Consider the following 22649-nt stretch of genomic DNA (forward strand, 5'->3'; position numbering starts at 1 on the left):
GGTTAGAGGTTCCCCGCGCTCCAGCAGCCCTGCCAGCCGGTTATCCATTACTGCGCCGGTTCGATGGGTAAATCTGAACGCGCCCCCCATTCACTCCAGGAGCCGTCGTACAGCGAAACGCTATTTACCCCAAGCGTTGCCAGAGCGAGCACCACTACGGCGGCGGTGACGCCTGAGCCGCAGCTCGCAATCACGGGCTTATCGAAACTAACACCCTGACGGGCAAAAATTTCGCTTAACTCATCGGTGGTTTTCAACTGACCGTTCTCCACCAGATCGCCCCATGGCACGTTCAACGCGCCGGGAATATGTCCGCGCCTCAGGCCCGGGCGAGGCTCATCCGCTTCGGCATTAAAACGTGCGGCAGGGCGGGCATCCACGATCTGTGCGGTGCCTTCATGACTGGCAAGCAACACGTCCGTCAGACGTTTGATCGATTCCGGATCGAAATTGGCTTCAAATTCGCCCTCCGGCAGCTCGATCTCGCCCTGTTGCAGCGGCAACTCTTCACGCTGCCAGTCGGCCAGACCGCCGGCGAGAATAGAGACATTTTCGACGCCAAAACTACGCAACATCCACCAGGCGCGCGGGGCAGAGAAGAGATTGCCTTCATCATAAATAATCAGATGTTTATCGCTGCTTATGCCCAGCTCACGCATGGCAACGGCGAATGCTTCAGTTCGCGGCATCATATGGGGCAGGGGACTGGTATGATCGGACAGGGCTTCTATATCGAAATAAACGGCACCGGGTAAATGCCCGGCGAGATATTCAGCCGACATATCGCGCAGATGCTCCTGGCCCGCAGGCGCCATACGAGCATCCAGAATCTGGATATCCGCGTCAAAAATATGCTCTGCGAGCCAGTCGCCCGCGACAAAGAAAGAGGTGGACATGGTTGCCTCCGAATCGTTATTCACTATCGGATTGTCGACGTTTTTTACTAAACCGACAAGCGACCATCTCCAGGGGCGCGAGGCGCCTCGAATTTATGCAATTAATTTTGCAGGGCTTGCTTTCCTGCTTTCGCTTTTCCGGCTATTGCGCATAATATTTCCACTACGCTTTCGGCTAGCGGGCCACGGCGACCAGGGATAAAAATATGAAATCGGTACGTTTAGTTGGCCTGACGGCAGCGCTAATTGCGACTCTGGCGCTGGTGGGATGCGATAATAACGATAAGACGCAGGCCGTCGCTTCTGCTTCTGCGGCACAGGATCTGCCCTCGGCTCCCACAGCAAAACCCGATGCGGGGCAATTAAAAAAGCTGGCGCAGCAGACAGCGGGTAAGCCATTAAAGCTGCTGGATGCGTCTGAGGCGCAGCTGGTTGCCGCCGCGAATTTCACCGTTCAGTAAGATAAAGCGTATTTTTCGTGGTGCTGCGATAAAAATGTTGCTGGTATTACTCTTATTTTAAAAAAATGTTATATCCGTCCATAGGCAACGCGAGACTTGCTCATTATAATCGGCGCCAATTCATAATCGGCTAGCCGGTACAAACAGAACAAACACAGAGGTAATCATGGCTATTGAACGTACTTTTTCCATCATCAAACCAAACGCGGTGGCAAAAAACGTTATTGGTAATATTTATGCTCGTTTTGAATCAGCAGGGTTTAAAATCGTTGGCGCAAAAATGCTGCATCTGACTAAAGAGCAGGCGCAGGGTTTCTATGCTGAGCACGAAGGTCGCCCTTTCTTTGACGGTCTGGTTGAATTCATGACCTCCGGCCCGATCGTGGTGAGCGTGCTGGAAGGCGAAAACGCAGTACAGCGTCATCGCGATCTGCTGGGTGCCACTAACCCGGATAACGCGCTGGCAGGCACTCTGCGCGCAGATTACGCTGACAGCTTCACCGAGAACGGCACCCACGGTTCCGACTCTGTAGAATCCGCAGCGCGCGAAATCGCCTACTTCTTCGCAGAAGGCGAAGTGTGCCCGCGTACTCGTTAATCAGCGTTAGCTGTTAAGCGACCTTTACATTTTATTCAGGTCAGGTCGCTTTCAGCCATGGCATACCTGCCATAGAATTTGTACAATGTTGCGCCCCGGATGAGCTAACTCTCCGGGGCGCATCTTTTTAACCCTCCTGGGGCCGTAACGTGTAACAACGAGGCCGGAAAAAAATTATGTCTGAGCAAATTGTCACTGCCGAGACGCCAGTCACTGTCGTTTCCGCTAAATCTGAAAAAATTAACCTGTTGGATCTCAACCGTCAGCAACTACGCGAGTTCTTCGCTGAAATGGGCGAAAAACCGTTTCGTGCCGATCAGGTCATGAAGTGGATGTATCACTATTGCAGTGATGACTTCGATGAGATGACCGACATCAACAAGGTGCTGCGCAACAAGCTGAAAGAAGTCGCTGAGATTCGCGCGCCGGAAGTTGCCGAAGAGCAACGTTCTGCCGACGGCACCATTAAATGGGCCATCAAGATTGCCGATCAGCTGGTGGAAACCGTGTATATCCCGGAAGAAGATCGCGCCACGCTGTGCGTCTCATCCCAGGTTGGCTGTGCGCTGGAGTGTAAGTTCTGCTCAACGGCGCAGCAGGGCTTTAACCGCAACCTGCGCGTGTCGGAAATTATCGGTCAGGTCTGGCGTGCCGCGAAAATTATCGGCGCGCAGAAGAAAACGGGCGTACGTCCTATCACCAACGTGGTGATGATGGGGATGGGCGAGCCGCTGCTGAACCTCAACAACGTGGTTCCGGCGATGGAAATCATGCTCGACGACTTTGGTTTCGGCCTGTCTAAACGTCGCGTTACGCTGTCCACTTCCGGCGTGGTTCCGGCGCTGGATAAGCTGGGGGATATGATTGACGTGGCGCTGGCGATTTCGCTGCATGCTCCGACTGACGACATTCGCGACCAGATCATGCCGATTAACAAGAAATACAACATCGAAACCTTCCTGGCCGCCGTGCGTCGTTATCTGGAGAAGTCCAACGCTAATCAGGGACGCGTAACGGTGGAGTATGTGCTGCTGGATCACGTCAACGACGGTACCGAGCATGCTCACCAGCTGGCCGAATGTCTGAAAGATACGCCCTGCAAAATTAACCTGATCCCATGGAACCCGTTCCCGGGTGCGCCATATGGCCGCAGCTCCAATAGCCGTATCGACCGTTTCTCTAAAGTTTTAATGAGTTACGGCTTTACTACCATCGTGCGTAAAACCCGTGGTGATGATATCGATGCCGCCTGCGGCCAGCTTGCGGGTGAAGTGATCGACCGCACCAAGCGTACAATGCGTAAACGTATGCAGGGTGAACCTATCGCTGTAAAAGCAGTCTGATAAACAGTTTTGTGCGGCTAAACCGGGCGGGAGACCGCTCTGTTTAGCGCAAAAAGGCGCTAAAGTATAACTAACTGTAAATTTGGCACCTTATACGTTATTGCGGTTAATAATTACGGTGCGTTTCTTTGCGCTTTAAGGCAGTATGTAGCCGCACAACAATAGTTTATCTGCAGGCAGGCGGGCAAGCATAACGCAAGGTTAACCGACAGCATGTAAAATGCAGTCTATGGTTAACTTAACTGGCTGAAACCACTGCCCTGTAGTACGGTGCATGTGCGTGATTTGCGTAATCTACGCCGGGTATTTTTGCTGAAGGCCAGCCTTCAGTTGCCAGATTAGTTTCGCGGTACGGGTGAACGTGGCGTAGCGGAAATGTTGCGATACACAGCTCGTGTCTATTCCTCAATTGAACAGCACCAGCAGTTGTAGCTAATGAATACTGAAGCCACTCAAGAAACAAATGCAGCACAAACCACAGGCGTTCGTCTGCGCACTGCGCGTGAACAACTCGGCCTAAGCCAACAGGCCGTGGCAGAGCGTTTATGTCTGAAGGTTTCTACCGTTCGGGATATCGAAGACGACAAGGCGCCCGCTGAGCTGGCGTCGACTTTTCTGCGTGGTTACATCCGCTCGTATGCGCGTCTGGTGCATATCCCTGAAGAAGAGCTGTTGCCTATGATGGAGAAGCAAGCTCCGGTCAGGGCGGCAAAAGTGGCGCCGATGCAGAGTTTTTCATTGGGCAAGCGTCGCAAAAAACGTGACGGCTGGTTAATGAGTTTCACCTGGCTGATTCTGTTCGTTGTGGTGGGTCTGACCGGCGCATGGTGGTGGCAAAACCACAAAGCGCAGCAGGAAGAGATCTCCACCATGGCGGATCAATCCTCTGCGGAGCTTTCTGCGGGCAGTAACGCGCAGTCGGTGCCGTTGAATACCGGCGCTGATACCACGCCAGCAGAGGACGCCATGACTCAGCCTGCCCCTGGGCAGGAACCTCAGCCGGCACCAGCCGATACCACTGCACAAGCTACCGCCCCGCAAAGTGCGCCCGCAGACAATTCTGCGGTCGTCTCGCCGAGCCAGGCTCCGGTTGATAACGCGGCCACGCCGTCACCGGGTGCCGCGGCATCTTTGCCTACCGGGCAGGCTCAGGTGACGCCGCCTGCCGCAGACACTAACGCGCTGGTGATGAATTTCAATGCTGACTGCTGGCTGGAAGTGACGGATGCCACAGGCAAGAAACTCTTCAGCGGCATGCAGCGTAAAGACGGTAATTTGAATTTAGCCGGCCAGGCGCCGTACAAGCTTAAAATCGGCGCTCCGGCAGCAGTACAGATTCAGTTCCAGGGCAAACCTGTCGATCTGAGTCGCTTTATCAGAACTAACCAGGTTGCCCGTCTGACCGTAAGCGCGGAATAATCGCTTCCGGCGAGACGTGTACTTGTGGAGATTTGTAATGCATAACGAAACCCCGATTCAGCGTAGAAAATCTAAACGCATCTATGTCGGGAATGTGCCTGTCGGCGATGGGGCTCCCATCGCCGTCCAGTCCATGACCAACACCCGTACCACGGATGTTGAAGCCACGGTCAATCAGATTAAAGCGTTAGAAAAAGTGGGTGCCGATATCGTTCGCGTCTCGGTGCCAACTATGGACGCAGCAGAAGCATTCAAGCTTATCAAACAGCAGGTTAATGTCCCGCTGGTCGCAGATATCCATTTTGACTATCGCATCGCGCTGAAAGTTGCCGAATACGGCGTTGATTGCCTGCGCATCAATCCGGGCAATATCGGCAGTGAAGAACGTATCCGCATGGTTGTCGACTGTGCCCGTGATAAAAATATCCCGATCCGTATCGGCGTTAACGCGGGATCGCTTGAAAAAGATCTTCAGGAAAAATACGGCGAACCTACGCCGCAGGCGCTGCTTGAATCGGCTATGCGGCACGTCGATCATCTGGATCGTCTGAACTTCGATCAATTTAAGGTAAGCGTAAAAGCCTCCGACGTTTTTCTTGCGGTGGAGTCCTATCGCCTGCTGGCAAAACAGATAGATCAGCCGTTGCACCTGGGGATCACCGAAGCGGGCGGGTTGCGCAGCGGTTCGGTTAAATCGGCCATCGGCCTTGGTTTGCTGCTCTCTGAAGGCATCGGCGATACCCTGCGTGTTTCGCTTGCAGCCGATCCGGTTGAAGAGATCAAAGTCGGTTTCGATATCCTGAAATCACTGCGTATTCGTTCTCGAGGGATCAACTTTATCGCTTGCCCAACGTGCTCGCGTCAGGAGTTCGACGTCATCGGCACCGTTAACGCGCTGGAACAACGCCTTGAAGATATCATCACGCCGATGGATGTTTCCATTATCGGCTGCGTAGTGAACGGGCCGGGTGAAGCGCTGGTTTCCACGCTTGGCGTGACCGGAGGCAACAAGAAAAGCGGCTTCTACGAAGACGGCGTACGTCAGAAAGAGCGCATGGACAACGACAACATGATTGCTCAGCTTGAAGCGCGTATCCGTGCGAAGGCCAACATGCTCGATGAGAAGCAGCGTATCAGCATCCAGCAGTTGGAAAAATAATGCGAAACATGGGAAGCACCGGGCTTCTGCGTGTATGATTGAACCCGCCGGGCTTTTTACAGCAGTGAAAAACCTGATTTTGGGTTCATTTTTTGTATAAAACGACAGAGAACAAACGTGGCAAAAAACATTCAAGCCATTCGCGGCATGAACGATTATCTGCCGGGCGAAACCGCCATCTGGCAGCGCATTGAAGGCATTCTGAAACAGGTGCTCGGCAGCTACGGTTATAGCGAAATCCGTTTGCCGATTGTAGAGCAGACCCCGTTATTCAAACGCGCTATCGGCGAAGTCACCGACGTGGTTGAAAAAGAGATGTATACCTTTGAGGACCGCAACGGCGACAGCCTGACCCTGCGACCTGAAGGCACCGCGGGCTGCGTGCGTGCCGGTATCGAACATGGTCTTCTGTACAATCAGGAACAGCGCTTGTGGTACATGGGGCCGATGTTCCGCCACGAACGTCCGCAGAAAGGGCGTTACCGTCAGTTTAATCAGTTAGGCGTTGAAGTGTTTGGCCTGCAGGGGCCGGATATCGACGCTGAGTTAATCATGCTGACCGCACGCTGGTGGCGCGCGCTGGGTATCGATAAACATGTCAGCCTGGAGCTGAACTCTATCGGTTCCCTTGAGGCGCGTGCAAACTATCGCGAAGCGCTGGTGGCGTACCTGGAACAATTTAAAGATAAGCTGGATGAAGACAGCCAGCGCCGTATGTACAGCAACCCGCTGCGCGTGCTGGATTCCAAAAATCCTGACGTTCAGGCGCTGCTGGATGATGCGCCAGCGCTGGGCGATTATCTGGACGACGAGTCCCGTGAACACTTTGCTGGCCTGTGTCAGTATCTGGACGCCGCCGGTATTGCTTACACCGTTAATCAGCGACTGGTTCGTGGTCTCGATTACTATAACCGCACCGTGTTTGAATGGGTGACCAGCAGCCTTGGCTCCCAAGGAACCGTGTGTGCTGGCGGTCGTTACGATGGCCTGGTTGAACAGCTCGGTGGCCGTGCGGCACCGGCCGTTGGCTTTGCCATGGGGCTTGAGCGTCTTGTTTTACTGGTTCAGGCGATTAACCCTGAATTTAAAGCAGAATCCGTTGTCGATATCTATCTGATATCGTCGGGTCAGGGAACGCAGGCGGCAGCTATGCTGTTGGCCGAGCGGTTACGCGATCGCGTCCCGGCATTGAAGCTTATGACCAACTACGGCGGCGGCAACTTCAAGAAACAATTCACCCGGGCAGATAAATGGGGCGCGAGCTTTGCATTAGTGCTGGGTGAAGACGAAGTGGCTAAAGGTCAGGTCGTTGTAAAGGATCTGCGCACAGGTGAACAGCAAACCGTAGAGCAACAGCATACGGCTTCACATCTGCAGGCGCTGCTGGGTTAATTTCCCGGTGATTAATCGTTAAGGAGAAGGGCTGCGTGGAAGTTTACGAGAACGAAAACGATCAGATGGAAGCGGTAAAACGCTTCTTTGCCGAAAACGGCAAAGCGCTGGTGGTTGGTGTCGTGCTGGGGATTGGTGCGCTGGTCGGCTGGCGTTACTGGAACAGTCATCAGGCTGACTCTGCGATGGCGTCATCGCTGGCCTATCAACAGGTCACCAGCGCGGTTAATGCCGGTCAACCAGCTACGCTCAGCGCCGCAGAGAAATTTGCCGCTGAGACTAAAAACACCTACGGTGCGCTGGCTTCCCTGGAACTGGCGCAAAAGTACGTTGATAACAACGACCTTGCAAAAGCTGCCGCGCAGCTGCAGCAAGGCCTGAGCAATACCAGCGATGCAAACCTTCAGGCCCTGATTAACGTTCGTCTGGCGCGTGTCCAGATTCAACAAAAACAGGCCGATACCGCGCTGAAAACCCTTGATGGCATCAAGGGCGAAGGTTGGGTTGCGATAGTGGCTGATTTGCGCGGTGAAGCGCTGCTCAGCAAAGGAGATAAGCAAGGCGCTCGTGATGCCTGGAGCAAAGGTGCTCAGACAGATGCTTCTCCTGCGCTGCGTGAAATGATGCAGATGAAAATCAATAACTTGTCCAGCTAAGAGGGACCCGATGCAATTGCGTAAATTACTTGTGCCAGGGCTGATTTCTCTGACGCTGCTCAGCGGCTGTTCATTGTTCAGCGGCGAAGAAGACGTTGTTAAGATGTCTCCGCTGCCAACGGTTGAAAACCAGTTCGAACCTGAAAAAGTGTGGGACACTTCGGTCGGTAGCGGAATTGGCGATTTTTATTCCAACCTTCATCCTGCCTGGCAGGACAGCAACGTTTATGCGGCCGATCGTCAAGGCACCGTGAAAGCGGTTAATGCGGATGACGGTAAAGAAATTTGGTCTGTCGATCTCTCTGAGAAAACCGGCTTCTTCTCCAGAAACCGCCCGGCGCTACTGTCAGGTGGCGTAACGGTTGCTGGTGCGCATGTTTATGTCGGCAGTGAAAAAGCGCAGGTCTTCGCGCTTAATACTTCCGATGGTAGTATTGCATGGCAAAGCAAGGCCGCGGGCGAGGTGCTTTCTCGCCCGGTAGTCAGCGACGGTTTAGTGCTGGTTCATACCAGTAACGGTCAGCTGCAGGCGATGAACGAGGCCGACGGCGCAGTAGCCTGGACGGTTAACCTTGATATTCCGTCGCTTTCTCTGCGTGGCGAATCAGCGCCGGCAACCGCTTTTGGCGCCGCAATTGTCGGCGGCGATAACGGGCGTGTCAGCGCAGTACTGATGAAGCAGGGCCAGCTTATCTGGCAGCAACGCATCTCCCAGGCAACGGGCGCGACAGAAATCGATCGTCTGAGCGATGTGGATACTACCCCGGTTATCGTTAACGGCGTGGTTTACGCGCTGGCCTATAACGGCAACCTGACGGCGCTGGATCTGCGTTCTGGTCAGATAATGTGGAAACGCGAACTGGGTTCGGTGAACGACTTTATCGTTGACGCCAACCGTATTTTCCTGGTCGATCAAAATGACCGCGTTGTAGCGTTGAATGCAGAAGGTGGCGTGACGCTGTGGACGCAGAGCGAGCTGCTGCACCGTAACCTGACTTCTCCTGTGCTGTACAACGGCTATCTGGTGGTTGGCGATAGCGAAGGTTACATGCACTGGATCAACACCGACGATGGCCGCTTTGTTGCTCAGCAAAAAATGGACAGCTCCGGCTTCCAGAGCGAGCCGGTGGTCGCCAGTGATAAGCTGCTGATTCAGGCGAAAGACGGTACGCTGTACTCGATCAAACGCTAAACTTTCCTGAGTAAGCGGTAAGTATGAAACGGTTCCTGCTATCCGGGAGCCGTTTCCTGTTTTTAAGAGCGGCGCCCTCTGGCGTCGTTTGACAATGAATTTTGAGTAATGAGGCTTTTATAATGGTACCTGTGGTTGCGCTGGTCGGGCGCCCTAATGTTGGAAAATCCACGTTGTTTAACCGCTTGACGCGTACCCGAGATGCGCTGGTCGCGGATTTCCCGGGGCTGACTCGCGACCGCAAGTATGGTCGTGCTGAAGTGGAAGGCCGTGAATTTATTGCTATCGATACCGGCGGTATTGACGGCACGGAAGACGGCGTTGAAACACGTATGGCTGAACAGTCCCTGCTGGCGATTGAAGAAGCCGACGTTGTGCTGTTTATGGTGGATGCGCGTGCGGGTTTGATGCCTGCCGATGAAGCTATCGCCAAACACCTGCGTTCACGCCAGAAGCCAACGTTTCTCGTGGCGAACAAAACAGACGGCATGGATCCGGATCAGGCGGTCGTGGACTTCTACTCGCTTGGTTTAGGCGAAATCCATCCGATTGCCGCTTCTCATGGCCGTGGCGTAACCAGCCTGCTGGAACACGCGCTGATGCCGTTTATCGACGAAGTGAATCCGCGCGAAGCGGAAGAAGAAATTGATGAAGATGCCGCTTACTGGGCCGCGTTCAACGCCAAACACGGCATCGTTTCTGACGATGAAGAAATCGAAGAGGAAGAAGAGGAAGCCTTTAATCCTCAGGACCTGCCGATTAAACTGGCTATCGTTGGCCGCCCGAACGTAGGTAAGTCAACGCTTACCAACCGTATTCTGGGTGAAGACCGCGTTGTGGTTTACGACATGCCGGGCACCACTCGCGACAGCATCTACATTCCAATGGAACGTGACGAACGTGAGTACGTGCTGATCGATACCGCTGGCGTGCGCAAGCGCGGCAAGATCACGGAAACCGTGGAAAAATTCTCCGTTATCAAAACGTTGCAGGCAATTGAAGACGCGAACGTGGTGCTGCTGGTTATTGACGCCCGTGAAGGCATCTCCGATCAGGATCTCTCGCTGCTCGGCTTTATCCTCAATAGCGGGCGCTCACTGGTGATTGTGGTCAACAAGTGGGATGGCCTGAGTAATGAAGTCAGGGAGCAGGTGAAAGAGACGCTGGATTACCGTCTTGGCTTTATCGACTTTGCCCGCGTGCACTTTATTTCTGCGCTTCACGGCAGCGGCGTTGGCAACCTGTTTGAATCCGTTCGCGAAGCATACGACAGCTCCACCCGTCGAGTTAGCACCGCGCTGCTGACTCGTATTATGAACATGGCGGCAGAAGACCATCAGCCGCCGCTGGTGCGCGGTCGCCGTGTGAAGCTGAAATATGCGCACGCCGGTGGTTATAACCCGCCGATTGTCGTTATCCACGGCAACCAGGTGAAAGACCTGCCGGATTCTTACAAGCGTTATCTGATGAACTACTTCCGCAAATCGCTGGATGTAATGGGCACGCCAATCCGTATCCAGTTCAAAGAAGGGGATAACCCGTTTGCCAACAAACGTAATACCCTTACGCCGAACCAGATGCGTAAGCGTAAACGCCTGATCAAGCATATCAAGAAAAGCAAATAATTAAGGCGGGAGCCTGTCACGCCGTCAGCCTGTAGTCTCGCGGGAGCGACAGGCTCCCGTCAGCTTGATGACAAACACCCGAAAAGCGTGGTTTTCGGGTGTTTGGGATAAACCAGAAGACAGAATCCTTTGTTTTTAACAGTACCGGCAAAAGCAACTTTTAACTTCTGAGAATCTTGTCAGCAGCCTCACGGGAGCGACAGGCTCCCGTCAGCTTGATGACAAACACCCGAAAAGCGTGGTTTTCGGGTGTTTGGGATAAACCAGAAGACAGAATCCTTTGTTTTTAACAGTACCGGCAAAAGCAACTTTTAACTTCTGAGAATCTTGTCAGCAGCCTCGCGGGAGCGCCAGGCTCCCGTTTTGTTTTTTGAGGAGAGAAACGATGGAACTCAAGTGCCCGGATTGTGGTAAACCACTTGCCGCGACGGAAAGCGGAGCGCATTGCGAAAACTGCCACCAGGACTTTACGCTGGAAGCCCGCTGCCCGGAATGCCATAAGCCGCTGGAGGTGTTAAAAGCCTGCGGAGCCGTGGATTATTTTTGTCAAAACGGCCATGGTTTAATTTCGAGCAAACGCGTCGAATTTGTACCAGTTACCCGTTAAGTTCTAGCTTTTCGCCACGGGTTTACGCCTGCGGGCTGGTTTCACCGGCGTGACGCCGGTGACCTGGCTTTCCACCCAACCATCTTCCAGACGCGTTGTTAGCGTATCCCCGGATTTCACCTGCCTGGTCTTTTTCAATACTTTGCCGTCAGGCTGCGTTGTGACGCTGTAGCCACGGGCAAGCGTTGCTAAAGGGCTGACGGCTTCAAGCTGTGCCAGAGCTGTACCAAAACGCTGGCGGGTGGTATTCAGGCGCGCAGTTACTACCTGGGAAAGCCGGTACTCAAGCTGTTGAATACGCGTTTGCGCGCGATGAATACGCGCCTGCGGCTGCTGGTGATGCAGACGCTGCGTCAGACGTTGCTGCTGCTGGGCGCTTCGGCGTAGCCTGGCATCCACGGTAACGGTCAGACGTTGCTGCAAACGTTCCAGCGTGGTCTGCTGGCGTGCCAGACGCAGCTGCGGATGCTGTTGCTGCAAACGATGCTGCAGGCGAGTAAAGCGTTGCGTACGCTGCGAGAGATAGTAATCCATCGCCATTTCCATACGTGTTTGCTGCGACTGGATCTGGCGCAATAATTCTACCTGATTACGGCTGACGATTTCCGCAGCGGCAGAAGGAGTAGGCGCACGAACATCGCCGACAAAATCGGCGATCGTGAGGTCAGTTTCATGCCCTACGGCGCTAACGACGGGAATTTTGCTGGCGAAAATAGCGCGTGCGACACGTTCGTCGTTAAAGCTCCATAAATCTTCCAGCGAACCGCCGCCGCGGCCGACTATCAGCACGTCGCACTCATCCCGCAAATTCGCAAGCTCAATCGCGCGAACGATTTGTGCCGGAGCGTCTGCGCCCTGAACGGCCGTTGGGTAAATAATAACGGGAAGCGAAGGGTCGCGGCGTTTCAACACATGCAAAATATCATGCAGTGCCGCACCGGTTTTTGAGGTAATAACGCCGACCTGGCGCGCCGGGCTCGGCAGCGGTTTTTTGTACTGCTGCTCGAATAGCCCTTCCGCTGTCAGACGCTGCTTAAGCTGCTCATACTGCTGTTGCAGAAGACCTTCGCCCGCCGGTTGCATGCTTTCGACGATGATCTGGTAATCGCCACGCGGCTCGTAAAGCGTGATGTTGGCGCGCACAAGGATCTGTTGCCCGTGCTGCGGCCGGAAAGTCACACGGCGGTTACTGTTGCGGAACATCGCGCAGCGCACCTGAGCGGTATCGTCTTTGAGCGTGAAATACCAGTGGCCGGAAGAGGGCTGGCTGAAGTTGGAAATTTCGCCGCTGATCCAGACCTGCCCCATTTCCTGCTCCAGCAGCATACGGACCGCCTGATTCAGACGAGTAACGGTAAAAATTGAGGAAGAGTTTGCGTTAGGCATGTGAGCTGGATCAAATTTTAAATCAGCGGGTTATTCGGTCCATAGTACCTGCCCGGGCGTGAGTGGCAAGGAGTTTTCGCAAAAAAGTGTGGCTGCAATCGATTCCGCTCTGTATAATGCCGCGGCAATATTTTATCTGTTCTCATTCACCCCAGGTTGAGATATTGCCATGCTACGAATCGCCAAAGAAGCACTGACGTTTGATGACGTTCTCCTTGTTCCAGCCCACTCCACCGTTCTGCCTAATACGGCGGATCTCAGCACCCAACTGACCAAAACTATTCGTCTCAATATCCCTATGCTCTCCGCAGCGATGGATACCGTGACCGAAGCACGCCTGGCAATTGCGCTGGCTCAGGAAGGTGGTCTTGGTTTCATCCACAAAAATATGTCGATTGAACGCCAGGCTGAAGAAGTCAAACGCGTAAAAAAACACGAAAGTGGCGTGGTCACCGACCCGCAAACCGTGCTGCCAACCACAACCTTGCGTGAAGTGAAAGAGCTGACCGAGCGTAACGGCTTCGCAGGCTATCCCGTTGTTACCGAAGCGTACGAGCTGGTAGGCATTATTACCGGCCGCGACGTACGCTTCGTTACCGACCTGAGCCAGCCCGTCAGCGTGTACATGACGCCGAAAGAGCGTCTGGTTACCGTGAAAGAAGGCGAGGCACGCGACGTTGTGCTGGCTAAAATGCACGAAAAACGCGTGGAGAAGGCGCTGGTTGTCGACAGCAGCTTCCATCTGCGCGGCATGATCACCGTAAAAGACTTCCAGAAAGCAGAGCGTAAACCAAACGCCTGTAAAGATGACCAGGGCCGTCTGCGCGTTGGGGCTGCCGTTGGGGCAGGCGCGGGCAATGAAGAGCGTATCGATGCGCTGGTAGCCGCTGGCGTGGACATTCTGCTGATTGATTCCTCGCACGGTCATTCCGAAGGCGTTCTGCAACGTATTCGTGAAACTCGCGCAAAATATCCTGACCTGCAAATCATCGGTGGCAACGTGGCAACCGCTGCGGGCGCACGCGCGCTGGCTGAAGCAGGCGTGAGCGCGGTGAAAGTCGGCATCGGTCCTGGCTCTATTTGTACCACTCGTATCGTTACCGGCGTGGGCGTTCCACAAATCACCGCCGTAGCGGATGCGGTTGAAGCGCTTGAAGGCACAGGCATTCCGGTTATCGCCGATGGTGGTATCCGTTTCTCCGGCGATATTGCAAAAGCTATCGCCGCAGGCGCATCTGCCGTGATGGTTGGCGGTATGCTGGCTGGCACGGAAGAATCGCCGGGTGAAATCGAACTCTATCAGGGCCGTTCTTTCAAATCCTACCGCGGTATGGGCTCTTTAGGCGCGATGTCGAAAGGTTCTTCCGACCGTTACTTCCAGACCGATAACGCGGCGGACAAACTGGTCCCGGAAGGTATCGAAGGCCGCGTGGCCTACAAAGGCCACCTGAAAGAGATTGTTCACCAGCAAATGGGCGGCCTGCGTTCCTGCATGGGACTGACCGGCTGTGGTACTATCGACGCGCTGCGCACCAAAGCGGAATTCGTACGTATCAGCGGTGCGGGTATTCAGGAAAGCCACGTGCATGACGTGACTATCACGAAAGAGTCCCCGAATTATCGTATGGGTTCTTAAAATTTCTGCGCCCGGCTTTATGCCGGGTGTTTTTATTTTGTTTCACTTGCCTCGGAATTAGCGTCAATGACGGAAAATATCCATAAACATCGCATACTTATCCTGGATTTCGGTTCTCAGTATACCCAACTGGTCGCGCGCCGCGTGCGCGAGCTGGGCGTTTACTGCGAGCTGTGGGCATGGGATGTCACTGAAGCACAGATTCGTGAATTCAATCCAGGCGGTATCATTCTCTCCGGCGGCCCGGAAAGCACCACCGAGCTGGACAGCCCGCGTGCTCCTGAGTATGTGTTTGAAGCAGGCGTGCCGGTATTTGGCGTGTGCTACGGCATGCAAACCATGGCGATGCAGCTTGGCGGCCACGTTGAAGGCTCTAACGAGCGCGAGTTTGGCTACGCGCAGGTTGAAGTTAAAACCGACAGCGCGCTGGTACGCGGCATCGAAGATTCTCTTAGCGCTGCGGGTAAACCACTGCTGGACGTCTGGATGAGCCATGGTGATAAAGTCACGGCAATTCCTGCTGATTTCGTCACCGTTGCCAGCACCGAAACCTGCCCGTTTGCCATTATGGCCAACGAAGAAAAACGCTTCTACGGCGTGCAGTTCCACCCGGAAGTGACGCACACCCGTCAGGGCCAGCGTCTGCTGGAGCGTTTCGTTCTGGACATCTGCGGCTGTGAAGCGCTGTGGACGCCGGCAAAAATTATCGAAGATGCCATCGAGCGTATTCGTGAGCAGGTCGGTAATGACAAAGTTATTCTTGGCCTGTCCGGCGGCGTGGATTCTTCCGTTACCGCCATGCTGCTGCATCGCGCCATCGGCGATCGTCTGACCTGTGTATTTGTGGACAATGGTCTGCTGCGTCTTAACGAAGCGACGCAGGTAATGGAAATGTTCGGCGATCACTTTGGCCTGAATATTGTTCACGTGCCGGCGGAAGAGCGTTTCCTGTCCCAGCTAGCAGGCATTGACGAGCCGGAAGCCAAGCGTAAAACCATTGGCCGCGTCTTTGTAGAAGTGTTCGACGAAGAAGCGCTGCGTCTGGAAGACGTGAAATGGCTGGCGCAGGGCACCATCTATCCGGACGTTATCGAATCCGCGGCTTCAGCAACCGGCAAAGCGCACGTCATCAAATCTCACCACAACGTGGGCGGCCTGCCGAAAGAGATGAAGATGGGTCTGGTTGAGCCGCTTAAAGAGCTGTTCAAAGACGAAGTGCGTAAAATTGGCCTGGAGCTGGGCCTGCCGTACGATATGCTTTACCGCCATCCGTTCCCGGGGCCTGGCCTTGGCGTACGCGTGCTGGGCGAAGTGAAGAAAGAGTACTGCGACCTGCTGCGTCGTGCGGATGCCATCTTTATCGAAGAGCTGCACAAAGCGGATCTCTACAATAAAGTCAGCCAGGCGTTCACCGTGTTCCTGCCGGTACGCTCCGTAGGCGTGATGGGCGATGGCCGTAAATACGACTGGGTTGTCTCCCTGCGCGCGGTTGAAACCATCGACTTTATGACCGCGCACTGGGCGCATCTGCCGTATGATTTCCTTGGCCGCGTATCCAACCGCATCATCAACGAAGTTAACGGCATTTCCCGCGTGGTTTACGATATTTCCGGCAAGCCGCCGGCAACTATCGAGTGGGAATGATTCCACGTCTTAGATAAATCGAAACAGGCGGCCATGTGTCGCCTGTTTTTTTATCTGTCATATATCAACAACAGACGTGACAAAGCGCACTGGCAGTCGGCAGTGAAAGTTATTGTGCCTAAGAGATTGGTTTACCGGTTAGTGCTATCCACTGACAGGCTGCTTTGCTGTAGCTGTGCTTTTTGGTCCTGATGATAATACCAGGCGCCGATAGAGGAATAGACAAAACGGCCAAAAAGGAAAAGAAAACTGATGAGTAGAATAATGCGGGTCATTCGATGGTTAAATCGGTGTCGTCTTCGCATACTCGTAACCTGTGTCACGCAAAAAGCCCTTAGGGTTTGCCCGTCAACCGCGGGCGACAAGAAGTATTTAGGCATAGCGGTACGTCAGGGTCAATTCTCCATTATGTAAAAAAGCGTCAATATAAACGCTGGGCCAGCTTATATAAAATTTCCTTTCTGTTTATAGGGAGTTAACAATGCTGGTTAAAAAGGGATTTTTCACCCACCCGGCAATAACTTTACGTGTAAATTGATTTGTATCAATTCCTCAATGGAATCCCTAACTAAAATTTGCACTTCACACCATAGCGATATGGTTTCTATCAGTCAGGCTGGAGCCCTTTCTGAACATTACCCGAGCAGGATTGACAGGGTTTCAGGCGACCATCTATGTACTTTGCGACCTGGTACAACCAACATAAGAATAACTGGTGGGCTTTGCCCCTGATACTGCCTGCATTAATGCTTCCTCTGGCCGTATGGTTTAATGCGAATACGATCATGGAAGGCGGACGCGTTTTTTTAATTTATATGCCGCTTGGGCTGTTAACGGCTTTCGTTATGGTATTCGGCTGGGCCGCCTTACCGGGCATTGTTCTTGCGTTAGCTATTCGTTATATCCCGCTGAAAGGGGAGCTCGTGACAATGCTTGCGATTGTCCACTTTCTTTTACCCCTTTCGCTCAGTTTTGCCGCTTACCGGACCTTTGTGCCGCGCCGCCATGCTGTAACCTTTGGGGTCATTTCACTCACCCTGCAGCGCATGTTCTGGCTGGTTTTGTTTAATTCCGCGCTTTTCCTTTTTATCTATCAAATCGGTCTTTTTTTTGGATGGTACGACCCTTTTTTGAGCCTGGTTTCGGAAAGCCCGCTTCATCCACGTACGCTGATAAATTTCCAGGCGGTGCTGGTGGGTACCTTAACCGGTATGCCGTTTTTCTACTTCATAATCAGGATGATAAGAAACCCGCATTTTGTTTTCTCTTTCCGGTCCCGAATGCGCAGGCAGGCGCAGCGTGGCGTGACGAAAACCGAAATGTGGCTCTGGTGCGGGCTGATGGCGCTGCTGGTGAATTTGCTCATACTGCCGCTGGGCGATTCCACTTCTATTTTCAGAACGGACTATACGCTAACGCTTATTTTGCCAGTGATGTTATGGGGAGCAATGCGATTTAGTTTCCTGTTTATTACCAATATCTGGACAATCATTCTTATTATTCTGTGTAGCGGATTTTATCACTACCTGCCGCCGGATATGGGTTTCCAGCTTCACCTGGCCATCGCTTCTTCCTGTTATGCAACATTTTCCATTACGATTTATATGATGGCGGCAGTGACGACGCGTCAGCGTTTTCTGCACGCCAAAACCCGCCGGGCCGCCTTCACCGATCCCATTAACCAGATGCCTAACCTGCGTGCGCTTAACCGTGATATTGGCCGTCATTGCTGGTCCGCGCTCGCTTTTCTGAGTATTCCTGAGCTTGAACTGCTGGGGCGGAACTACGGCGTGTTTTTACGCATTCAGTACAAACAGCAGCTAGCCGAATATTTGCGTCAGAGCCTTATTGCGGATGAAAAGGTTTACCATCTTTCCGGCTATGATTTGGCCGTGCGATTAAACTACGAGTCGCACGAAGAGCGAATTGAAGCCATCGATCGGCGCGTGAAGCAGTTCCGCTTTATATGGGATGGAATGCCGCTTCAGCCGCAGGTTGGCATTAGCTACTGCTACGTAAAGCATCCGGTATCCCATCTGTACCTCCTGCTGGGTGAGCTCAGCACCATGGCTGAGCTTTCGCTAACGACTTATCGTCCTGAAAACCTACAGCAACAAGATTCAAATCGGGTTCAGAACACGGTTAAAAGCAAGGTTGCGATGATGAATCGACTACAAATCGCCCTCGATCGTGGCAACTTTACCCTGATGGCACAGCGTATCGAAGGCATGCGTGGCGATTCGTATCATGAAATACTGCTTCGCATGCAGGGTGAGAACGGCGCGTTATTTTCCCCGGACAGTTTTTTACCGGTAGCGCATGAGTTTGGCCTGTCGTCGAGGATTGACCATTGGGTATTCGAAGCCACCCTGCGGTTTATGGACAAAAGTCGTGAACAGCTTCCGGGTTGCCGATTTGCCGTCAATCTGACACCCGCTTCCGTTAGCCGTATGCAGTTCCCGTCAGAGGTTAAGTGCCTGCTCGAAAAATACAATATCGAGCCGTGGCAATTGATTTTCGAAGTTACGGAAAGCAACTCGCTGACCAATATAGACCAGGCCAACGTAACGCTCACCGCGCTACAGCGCATGGGGTGCCGCGTGGCTATTGATGACTTTGGTACGGGCTATGCCAGCTATGCGCGTCTGAAAAATATCAGCGCAGATATACTAAAAATTGATGGCAGCTTTATTCGCAACCTACTTACCAGCAGTCTGGATTATCAGATTGTCGAATCTATCTGCAAGCTGGCACGAATGAAAAAAATGCAGGTCGTGGCTGAGTATGTGGAAAGCGAGGCGCTGAAGGATGCGGTGCAACGCCTCGGTATTGATTATATGCAGGGATATTTAATTGGTTATCCGCAGCCGCTGGAATCGCTATTGCAGACGGCTGAAAGTGAGATCTGAACGACGGAAAAGCGTTAACGCCATCCGCCGCAGGTAACCTAAGCCGCAATCGTCGGGCTGGTCTCTTCTTCAATCTTTAGCTTCCAGCCGGGCGTGTTGTCCCAGTATTGCTGTTCGCGCTCCAGATCGAGCAGCACCAGCGTGTTCTGACTAAACCAGCCGTGCGGAAAACGCAGCGTCCAGTGATTCTCTTCGGTTTCCAGCACCAGCGTAGGCGGAGTGGTGGTGGCCTGTCGTTGATTGTTGAGCAGCACGGCCAGGCGCAAAATCTGTATCAGCGGCAGAAAATGCTTTTTCTTAAACAGCGTAAAACGTGGCAGATCGTCAATTTTAATGCCCTTGCGGTGATAACGCACCAGCGAAGCGATAAGCATCTGCTGCTCCTGATTAAAACCGGGCAGGTTACTGTGCTGTAAAATATAGGCCGAGTGGCGGTGTAAACCGCTGTGATTAATATTCAGCCCCACCTCATGCAGCATGGCGGACCATTTTAGCAGCGCAGCCATTTGCGGGTTGGCAAGCTTTGGGTTCTGCGTTTCCCATTGCTGATAAATATGCTCGGTTGTGGCCAGCACCCGCCTGGCCTGATCGCTGTCGATATGGTACTGATCCGCCAGGCTCTGCGCGGTGCGGATGCGGATATCCTGATGACGGAAACGGCCTTCCATTTCGTATAACACCCCTTCGCGCAGCGCTCCGTCGGACAGACGAAGCTCGCGGATAGCCAGTGAATCGCATACGCCGCAGAGAATGGCAAGACCGGGTACAAATACCGCTTTTCGCTCTTCGGATAAACCCGGCAGGCTCATCGAGCTGAAGTTTTTAAATTTCAGCACTTCATCGCGCAGCATTTCCAGCCGTTCAGGGGTAATGATACCGTTCTTTTCGCCCATATTGACGAGCACTTCATGTGCGGCCTTGATGGTGCCGGAAGCCCCCATCGCCACGTTCCAGCCCTGCAGGCGGTACTGCCAGGAAAGGTTTTCCAGCTTTTGTACCGCCGCCAGGCGCGCCCGCCTGAAGTTTTCAGGAGTAATTACGCCTTGCGGGAAAAAGTTTTGCCCAAAGCTTACGCAACCCATGCGGCGGCTTTCAACCAGCATAGGCTCAAAATCTTCACCGATCACCAGTTCGGTGGAACCACCGCCGATATCGATAACCAGCTTGCGGCCTTTTTCTGGCTGGGTGTGTTCAACGCCCATAAAAATCAGGCGTGCTTCTTCGTTACCGGGAATAATTTCGATCGGGTAGGGGATAACCTCTTCGGCGCGCTTAAGAAACACCTCGGCGTTCACCGCTTCGCGCAGGCTGTGCGTGCCGACAATACAGACGTTCGCCGCCGCAAAGCCCTGCAGGCGTTCGGCAAACAGCGCAAGGCAGGAAAGGCCGCGCTCCATCGCCTCTTCACTTAGCTCGTTCTGGGCATTGAGTCCATCAGCGAGATGAACGCGTTGCTTTAAGCGCCCGATGATTTGCATCGCGCCGTCAACCACACGGGCAATCACCATGTGGAAACTGTTCGAGCCCAGATCGACCGCAGCAAATTCCTGCGGCCTGGGAGCATGTTTTTTTATCGGCATAGCGTTAGTCAGGTTGTTCCAGAGATTTAATGTAATCGTAGATCGCAAGCTGCGAGCGGACCTTACGACGGTTACCACGCGGCACATAGCGATTGCTCAGTTCTTTATCGAGATAGCGCGCCTTCACGGTATCACTAAACAGAATGTCGATAATATCCAGCACCCGCTGCTTCAGACGCGGGTCGAGCACGGCGACGGCGACTTCAATACGGTAATCAATGTTGCGCGTCATCCAGTCAGCGGAGGAAAGATAGACTTTTTTGTCGCCACCGTTTTCAAACACGTAAACGCGGTCGTGCTCCAGATAACGGTCGACGATACCGATCACGCGAATGTTATCGCTGATTCCGTCAAGATTAGGGATCAGGGAGCACATGCCTCGCACCAGCAGATTAACCTTAACGCCGGAGCTGGAGGCAGCATATAACCTGTCAACCAGCCCTTTATCAACCAGATTATTAAGTTTTAGCGTAATGCCTGAAGGCAGGCCGTTTTGTGCATTGGCAATTTCGCGATCCACCAGATCGTAGAGCAGGCGACGCGAGTTTTGCGGCGATACCATCAGATATTCGAAGGTCACCGGACGATAAGGGTTTTCAATAAAATTGAATACCCGGCGCACTTCATTGGTGATGCGTGCATCGGCGGTCAGCAACGAATAGTCGGTGTAGAGACGCGCCGTTTTCTCATTAAAGTTGCCGGTGCCGATGTGCGCGTAACGCACTACTTCGTCGCCTTCTTTACGGGAAATCAGGAACAGCTTGGCGTGAATTTTCAGGCCCGGCGCCGAGAAGATAACGTGCACGCCCGCTTCCGTCAGGCGCTTCGCCCAGTGGATGTTGGCCTCTTCGTCGAAGCGCGCCTGCAGTTCCACAACCACGGTCACTTTTTTGCCGTTGTGCGCCGCGTGAATCATCGATTCGATAATGCGCGAGTCTTTTGCCACGCGATAAATATTGATTTTAATGGCCAGCACGCTCGGGTCGAACGAGGCCTGGCGCAGCAGCTCCAGCACGTGCTCAAAGGTGTGGTAAGGATAGTAAAGCAGTACGTCGCGGTTGCGAATGGCGTCAAAGCCGTTGCGGAAGTTATCAAACCAGATATGGCGCAGGCGCGGCAGCGGTTTGTTAACCAGGTTGGCCTTGCCAACGTTTGGGAAGTTGATGAAGTCTTTAAAATTATGATAACGACCGCCCGGAATAATGGAGTCGTAGTTGGTGATGGTCAGCTTGTTGCGCAGCATTTCGACCATGGCATCGGGCATATCGCGCTGGTAAACGAAGCGCACCGGCTCGGCGGTAAGACGCTGCTTCAGGCTTGATGACATCAGTTCGAGCAGGCTGGATTCCATTTCGGTCACCAGATCGTATTCCGCATCGCGGGTCATTTTCATCGAATAAGCATTCAGCGAATCGTAATCGAAAAAGCCCTTGAAAATTTCATCCAGGCAGTAACGCAGAATATTGTCCAGCAGGATCATTGGCTTGCGACGACGAGGTGCTTCCGGCGGCAGATTCACAAAACGCGGTACTTTATCGGATGGGATCTCCAGCAGGGCATAGCGCGTGTCTGCGCCACGGACGATCTCAACCGCCAGATAGGTGTAATCGTCTTTAAGGAACTGCACCAGATCGGTGTCGCGGTTAATAAGGATTGGCGTAATATGCTGGCGCAGATAGTGTTTGAAATAGTGGCGCAGCCATTTTTGCTGATTCTCCGAAAGCTGGCGTTCGTTAATCAGGAAAATCTGGTTACGGGCCATCTCCAGCAATAGATCGTTATACAGCCCGTCAAACTCCTGATCGGCCTTCAGCACGCGGGCCTGGATCTTATTCAGTAAGTGACGCGAGTTAGGCGCGGTGCCTTGTTCTTCGCTGATCAGAATGCGCCGTTTCAGCTCGGCGAAACGAACCTTGTAAAACTCATCAAGGTTATTCGAATAGATGCCGAGGAAACGCATTCTCTCGATCAGCGGATTGATTTTATCCGCCGCTTCCTGGAGCACGCGTTCATTAAAAGACAACCAGCTCAGTTCTTTTTCGATATACAGCTTATCCTGACCCATTAGCCCTCACTTCCGTTTTCGTGGACGTTAAAATGCCGTCACGCCAGTCATTATGGCGAGCTTTGACGGAGAATGTCCAAC

18 protein-coding genes are annotated in these 22649 nt (G+C 53.3%); 13 read left to right on the forward strand and 5 right to left on the reverse strand.

Annotated elements, in window-relative coordinates; all coding sequences use genetic code 11:
- Nucleotides 1–47 precede the first annotated feature (47 nt).
- Nucleotides 48–896 carry a 3-mercaptopyruvate sulfurtransferase gene (gene sseA, locus E2L00_RS16055; protein WP_167613391.1) on the reverse strand — a complete coding sequence of 283 codons (849 nt, stop codon included), beginning with the start codon at nucleotides 894–896 and terminating at the stop codon, nucleotides 48–50.
- Nucleotides 897–1102: 206 nt separating this feature from the next.
- On the opposite strand from sseA, the gene E2L00_RS16060 reads away from it, so the two are divergent.
- The 10 genes from E2L00_RS16060 to E2L00_RS16105 all read left to right on the forward strand — a co-directional run bounded on the left by E2L00_RS16060 (nucleotide 1103) and on the right by E2L00_RS16105 (nucleotide 11348).
- The gene (locus tag E2L00_RS16060) at nucleotides 1103–1357 is read left to right on the forward strand and encodes a hypothetical protein (protein ID WP_167613393.1); all 255 of its coding nucleotides are present in this window, start codon (nucleotides 1103–1105) and stop codon (nucleotides 1355–1357) included.
- A 166-nt stretch (nucleotides 1358–1523) separates the two neighbouring features.
- Nucleotides 1524–1955 (forward strand): nucleoside-diphosphate kinase, encoded by a 432-nt coding sequence (ndk, locus tag E2L00_RS16065; protein WP_167613395.1) that lies wholly within the window; start codon nucleotides 1524–1526, stop codon nucleotides 1953–1955.
- Between the two features lie 176 nt (nucleotides 1956–2131).
- Nucleotides 2132–3298, forward strand: coding sequence for a dual-specificity RNA methyltransferase RlmN (gene rlmN / locus E2L00_RS16070; RefSeq protein WP_167613397.1), 1167 nt, complete (start codon nucleotides 2132–2134; stop codon nucleotides 3296–3298).
- Nucleotides 3299–3733: 435 nt separating this feature from the next.
- The gene (rodZ, locus tag E2L00_RS16075; RefSeq protein ID WP_167613399.1) at nucleotides 3734–4717 is read left to right on the forward strand and encodes a cytoskeleton protein RodZ; all 984 of its coding nucleotides are present in this window, start codon (nucleotides 3734–3736) and stop codon (nucleotides 4715–4717) included.
- A 37-nt stretch (nucleotides 4718–4754) separates the two neighbouring features.
- On the forward strand, nucleotides 4755–5876 hold the full coding sequence (gene ispG, locus E2L00_RS16080) for a flavodoxin-dependent (E)-4-hydroxy-3-methylbut-2-enyl-diphosphate synthase (RefSeq protein WP_167613401.1): 1122 nt from the start codon (nucleotides 4755–4757) through the stop codon (nucleotides 5874–5876).
- A 117-nt stretch (nucleotides 5877–5993) separates the two neighbouring features.
- Nucleotides 5994–7268 (forward strand): histidine--tRNA ligase, encoded by a 1275-nt coding sequence (hisS, locus tag E2L00_RS16085; protein ID WP_167613403.1) that lies wholly within the window; start codon nucleotides 5994–5996, stop codon nucleotides 7266–7268.
- A 35-nt stretch (nucleotides 7269–7303) separates the two neighbouring features.
- On the forward strand, nucleotides 7304–7924 hold the full coding sequence (locus tag E2L00_RS16090) for a tetratricopeptide repeat protein (RefSeq protein ID WP_167613405.1): 621 nt from the start codon (nucleotides 7304–7306) through the stop codon (nucleotides 7922–7924).
- A 10-nt stretch (nucleotides 7925–7934) separates the two neighbouring features.
- Nucleotides 7935–9116 (forward strand): outer membrane protein assembly factor BamB, encoded by a 1182-nt coding sequence (gene bamB / locus E2L00_RS16095; protein WP_167613407.1) that lies wholly within the window; start codon nucleotides 7935–7937, stop codon nucleotides 9114–9116.
- 122 nt (nucleotides 9117–9238) lie between these two features.
- Complete coding sequence (gene der / locus E2L00_RS16100; protein ID WP_167613409.1) at nucleotides 9239–10741, forward strand: ribosome biogenesis GTPase Der; 1503 nt, start codon at nucleotides 9239–9241, stop codon at nucleotides 10739–10741.
- A gap of 385 nt (nucleotides 10742–11126) precedes the next feature.
- Nucleotides 11127–11348, forward strand: a complete 222-nt coding sequence (locus E2L00_RS16105; protein WP_167613411.1) for a zinc ribbon domain-containing protein — start codon at nucleotides 11127–11129, stop codon at nucleotides 11346–11348.
- A gap of 3 nt (nucleotides 11349–11351) precedes the next feature.
- On the opposite strand, the gene xseA is transcribed toward E2L00_RS16105, so the two are convergent.
- Complete coding sequence (gene xseA, locus E2L00_RS16110) at nucleotides 11352–12734, reverse strand: exodeoxyribonuclease VII large subunit (protein ID WP_167613413.1); 1383 nt, start codon at nucleotides 12732–12734, stop codon at nucleotides 11352–11354.
- A gap of 169 nt (nucleotides 12735–12903) precedes the next feature.
- Between xseA and guaB the strand changes: the two genes are divergently transcribed.
- Both guaB and guaA read left to right on the forward strand, forming a co-directional pair.
- Entirely contained in the window at nucleotides 12904–14370 is a 1467-nt protein-coding gene (guaB, locus tag E2L00_RS16115) for an IMP dehydrogenase (protein WP_167613415.1), read from the forward strand.
- 66 nt (nucleotides 14371–14436) lie between these two features.
- On the forward strand, nucleotides 14437–16014 hold the full coding sequence (gene guaA / locus E2L00_RS16120; protein ID WP_167613417.1) for a glutamine-hydrolyzing GMP synthase: 1578 nt from the start codon (nucleotides 14437–14439) through the stop codon (nucleotides 16012–16014).
- 131 nt (nucleotides 16015–16145) lie between these two features.
- Here guaA and E2L00_RS16125 read toward each other — a convergent pair whose 3' ends face one another.
- Nucleotides 16146–16337, reverse strand: coding sequence for a DUF2633 family protein (locus tag E2L00_RS16125; RefSeq protein WP_167613419.1), 192 nt, complete (start codon nucleotides 16335–16337; stop codon nucleotides 16146–16148).
- A 351-nt stretch (nucleotides 16338–16688) separates the two neighbouring features.
- Between E2L00_RS16125 and E2L00_RS16130 the strand changes: the two genes are divergently transcribed.
- Complete coding sequence (locus tag E2L00_RS16130) at nucleotides 16689–18923, forward strand: sensor domain-containing phosphodiesterase (protein ID WP_167613421.1); 2235 nt, start codon at nucleotides 16689–16691, stop codon at nucleotides 18921–18923.
- Between the two features lie 38 nt (nucleotides 18924–18961).
- Here the strand turns inward: E2L00_RS16130 and ppx are convergent, their stop codons facing one another.
- A complete protein-coding gene (ppx, locus tag E2L00_RS16135) occupies nucleotides 18962–20503 on the reverse strand; it encodes an exopolyphosphatase (RefSeq protein ID WP_167613423.1) in 1542 nt (513 codons plus the stop codon).
- A 4-nt stretch (nucleotides 20504–20507) separates the two neighbouring features.
- The gene (ppk1, locus tag E2L00_RS16140; protein WP_167613425.1) at nucleotides 20508–22568 is read right to left on the reverse strand and encodes a polyphosphate kinase 1; all 2061 of its coding nucleotides are present in this window, start codon (nucleotides 22566–22568) and stop codon (nucleotides 20508–20510) included.
- Nucleotides 22569–22649 lie beyond the last annotated feature (81 nt).

Origin of the sequence: Cedecea colo (genome assembly GCF_011808225.1) — a bacterium.
Lineage (GTDB): Bacteria > Pseudomonadota > Gammaproteobacteria > Enterobacterales > Enterobacteriaceae > Dryocola > Dryocola colo.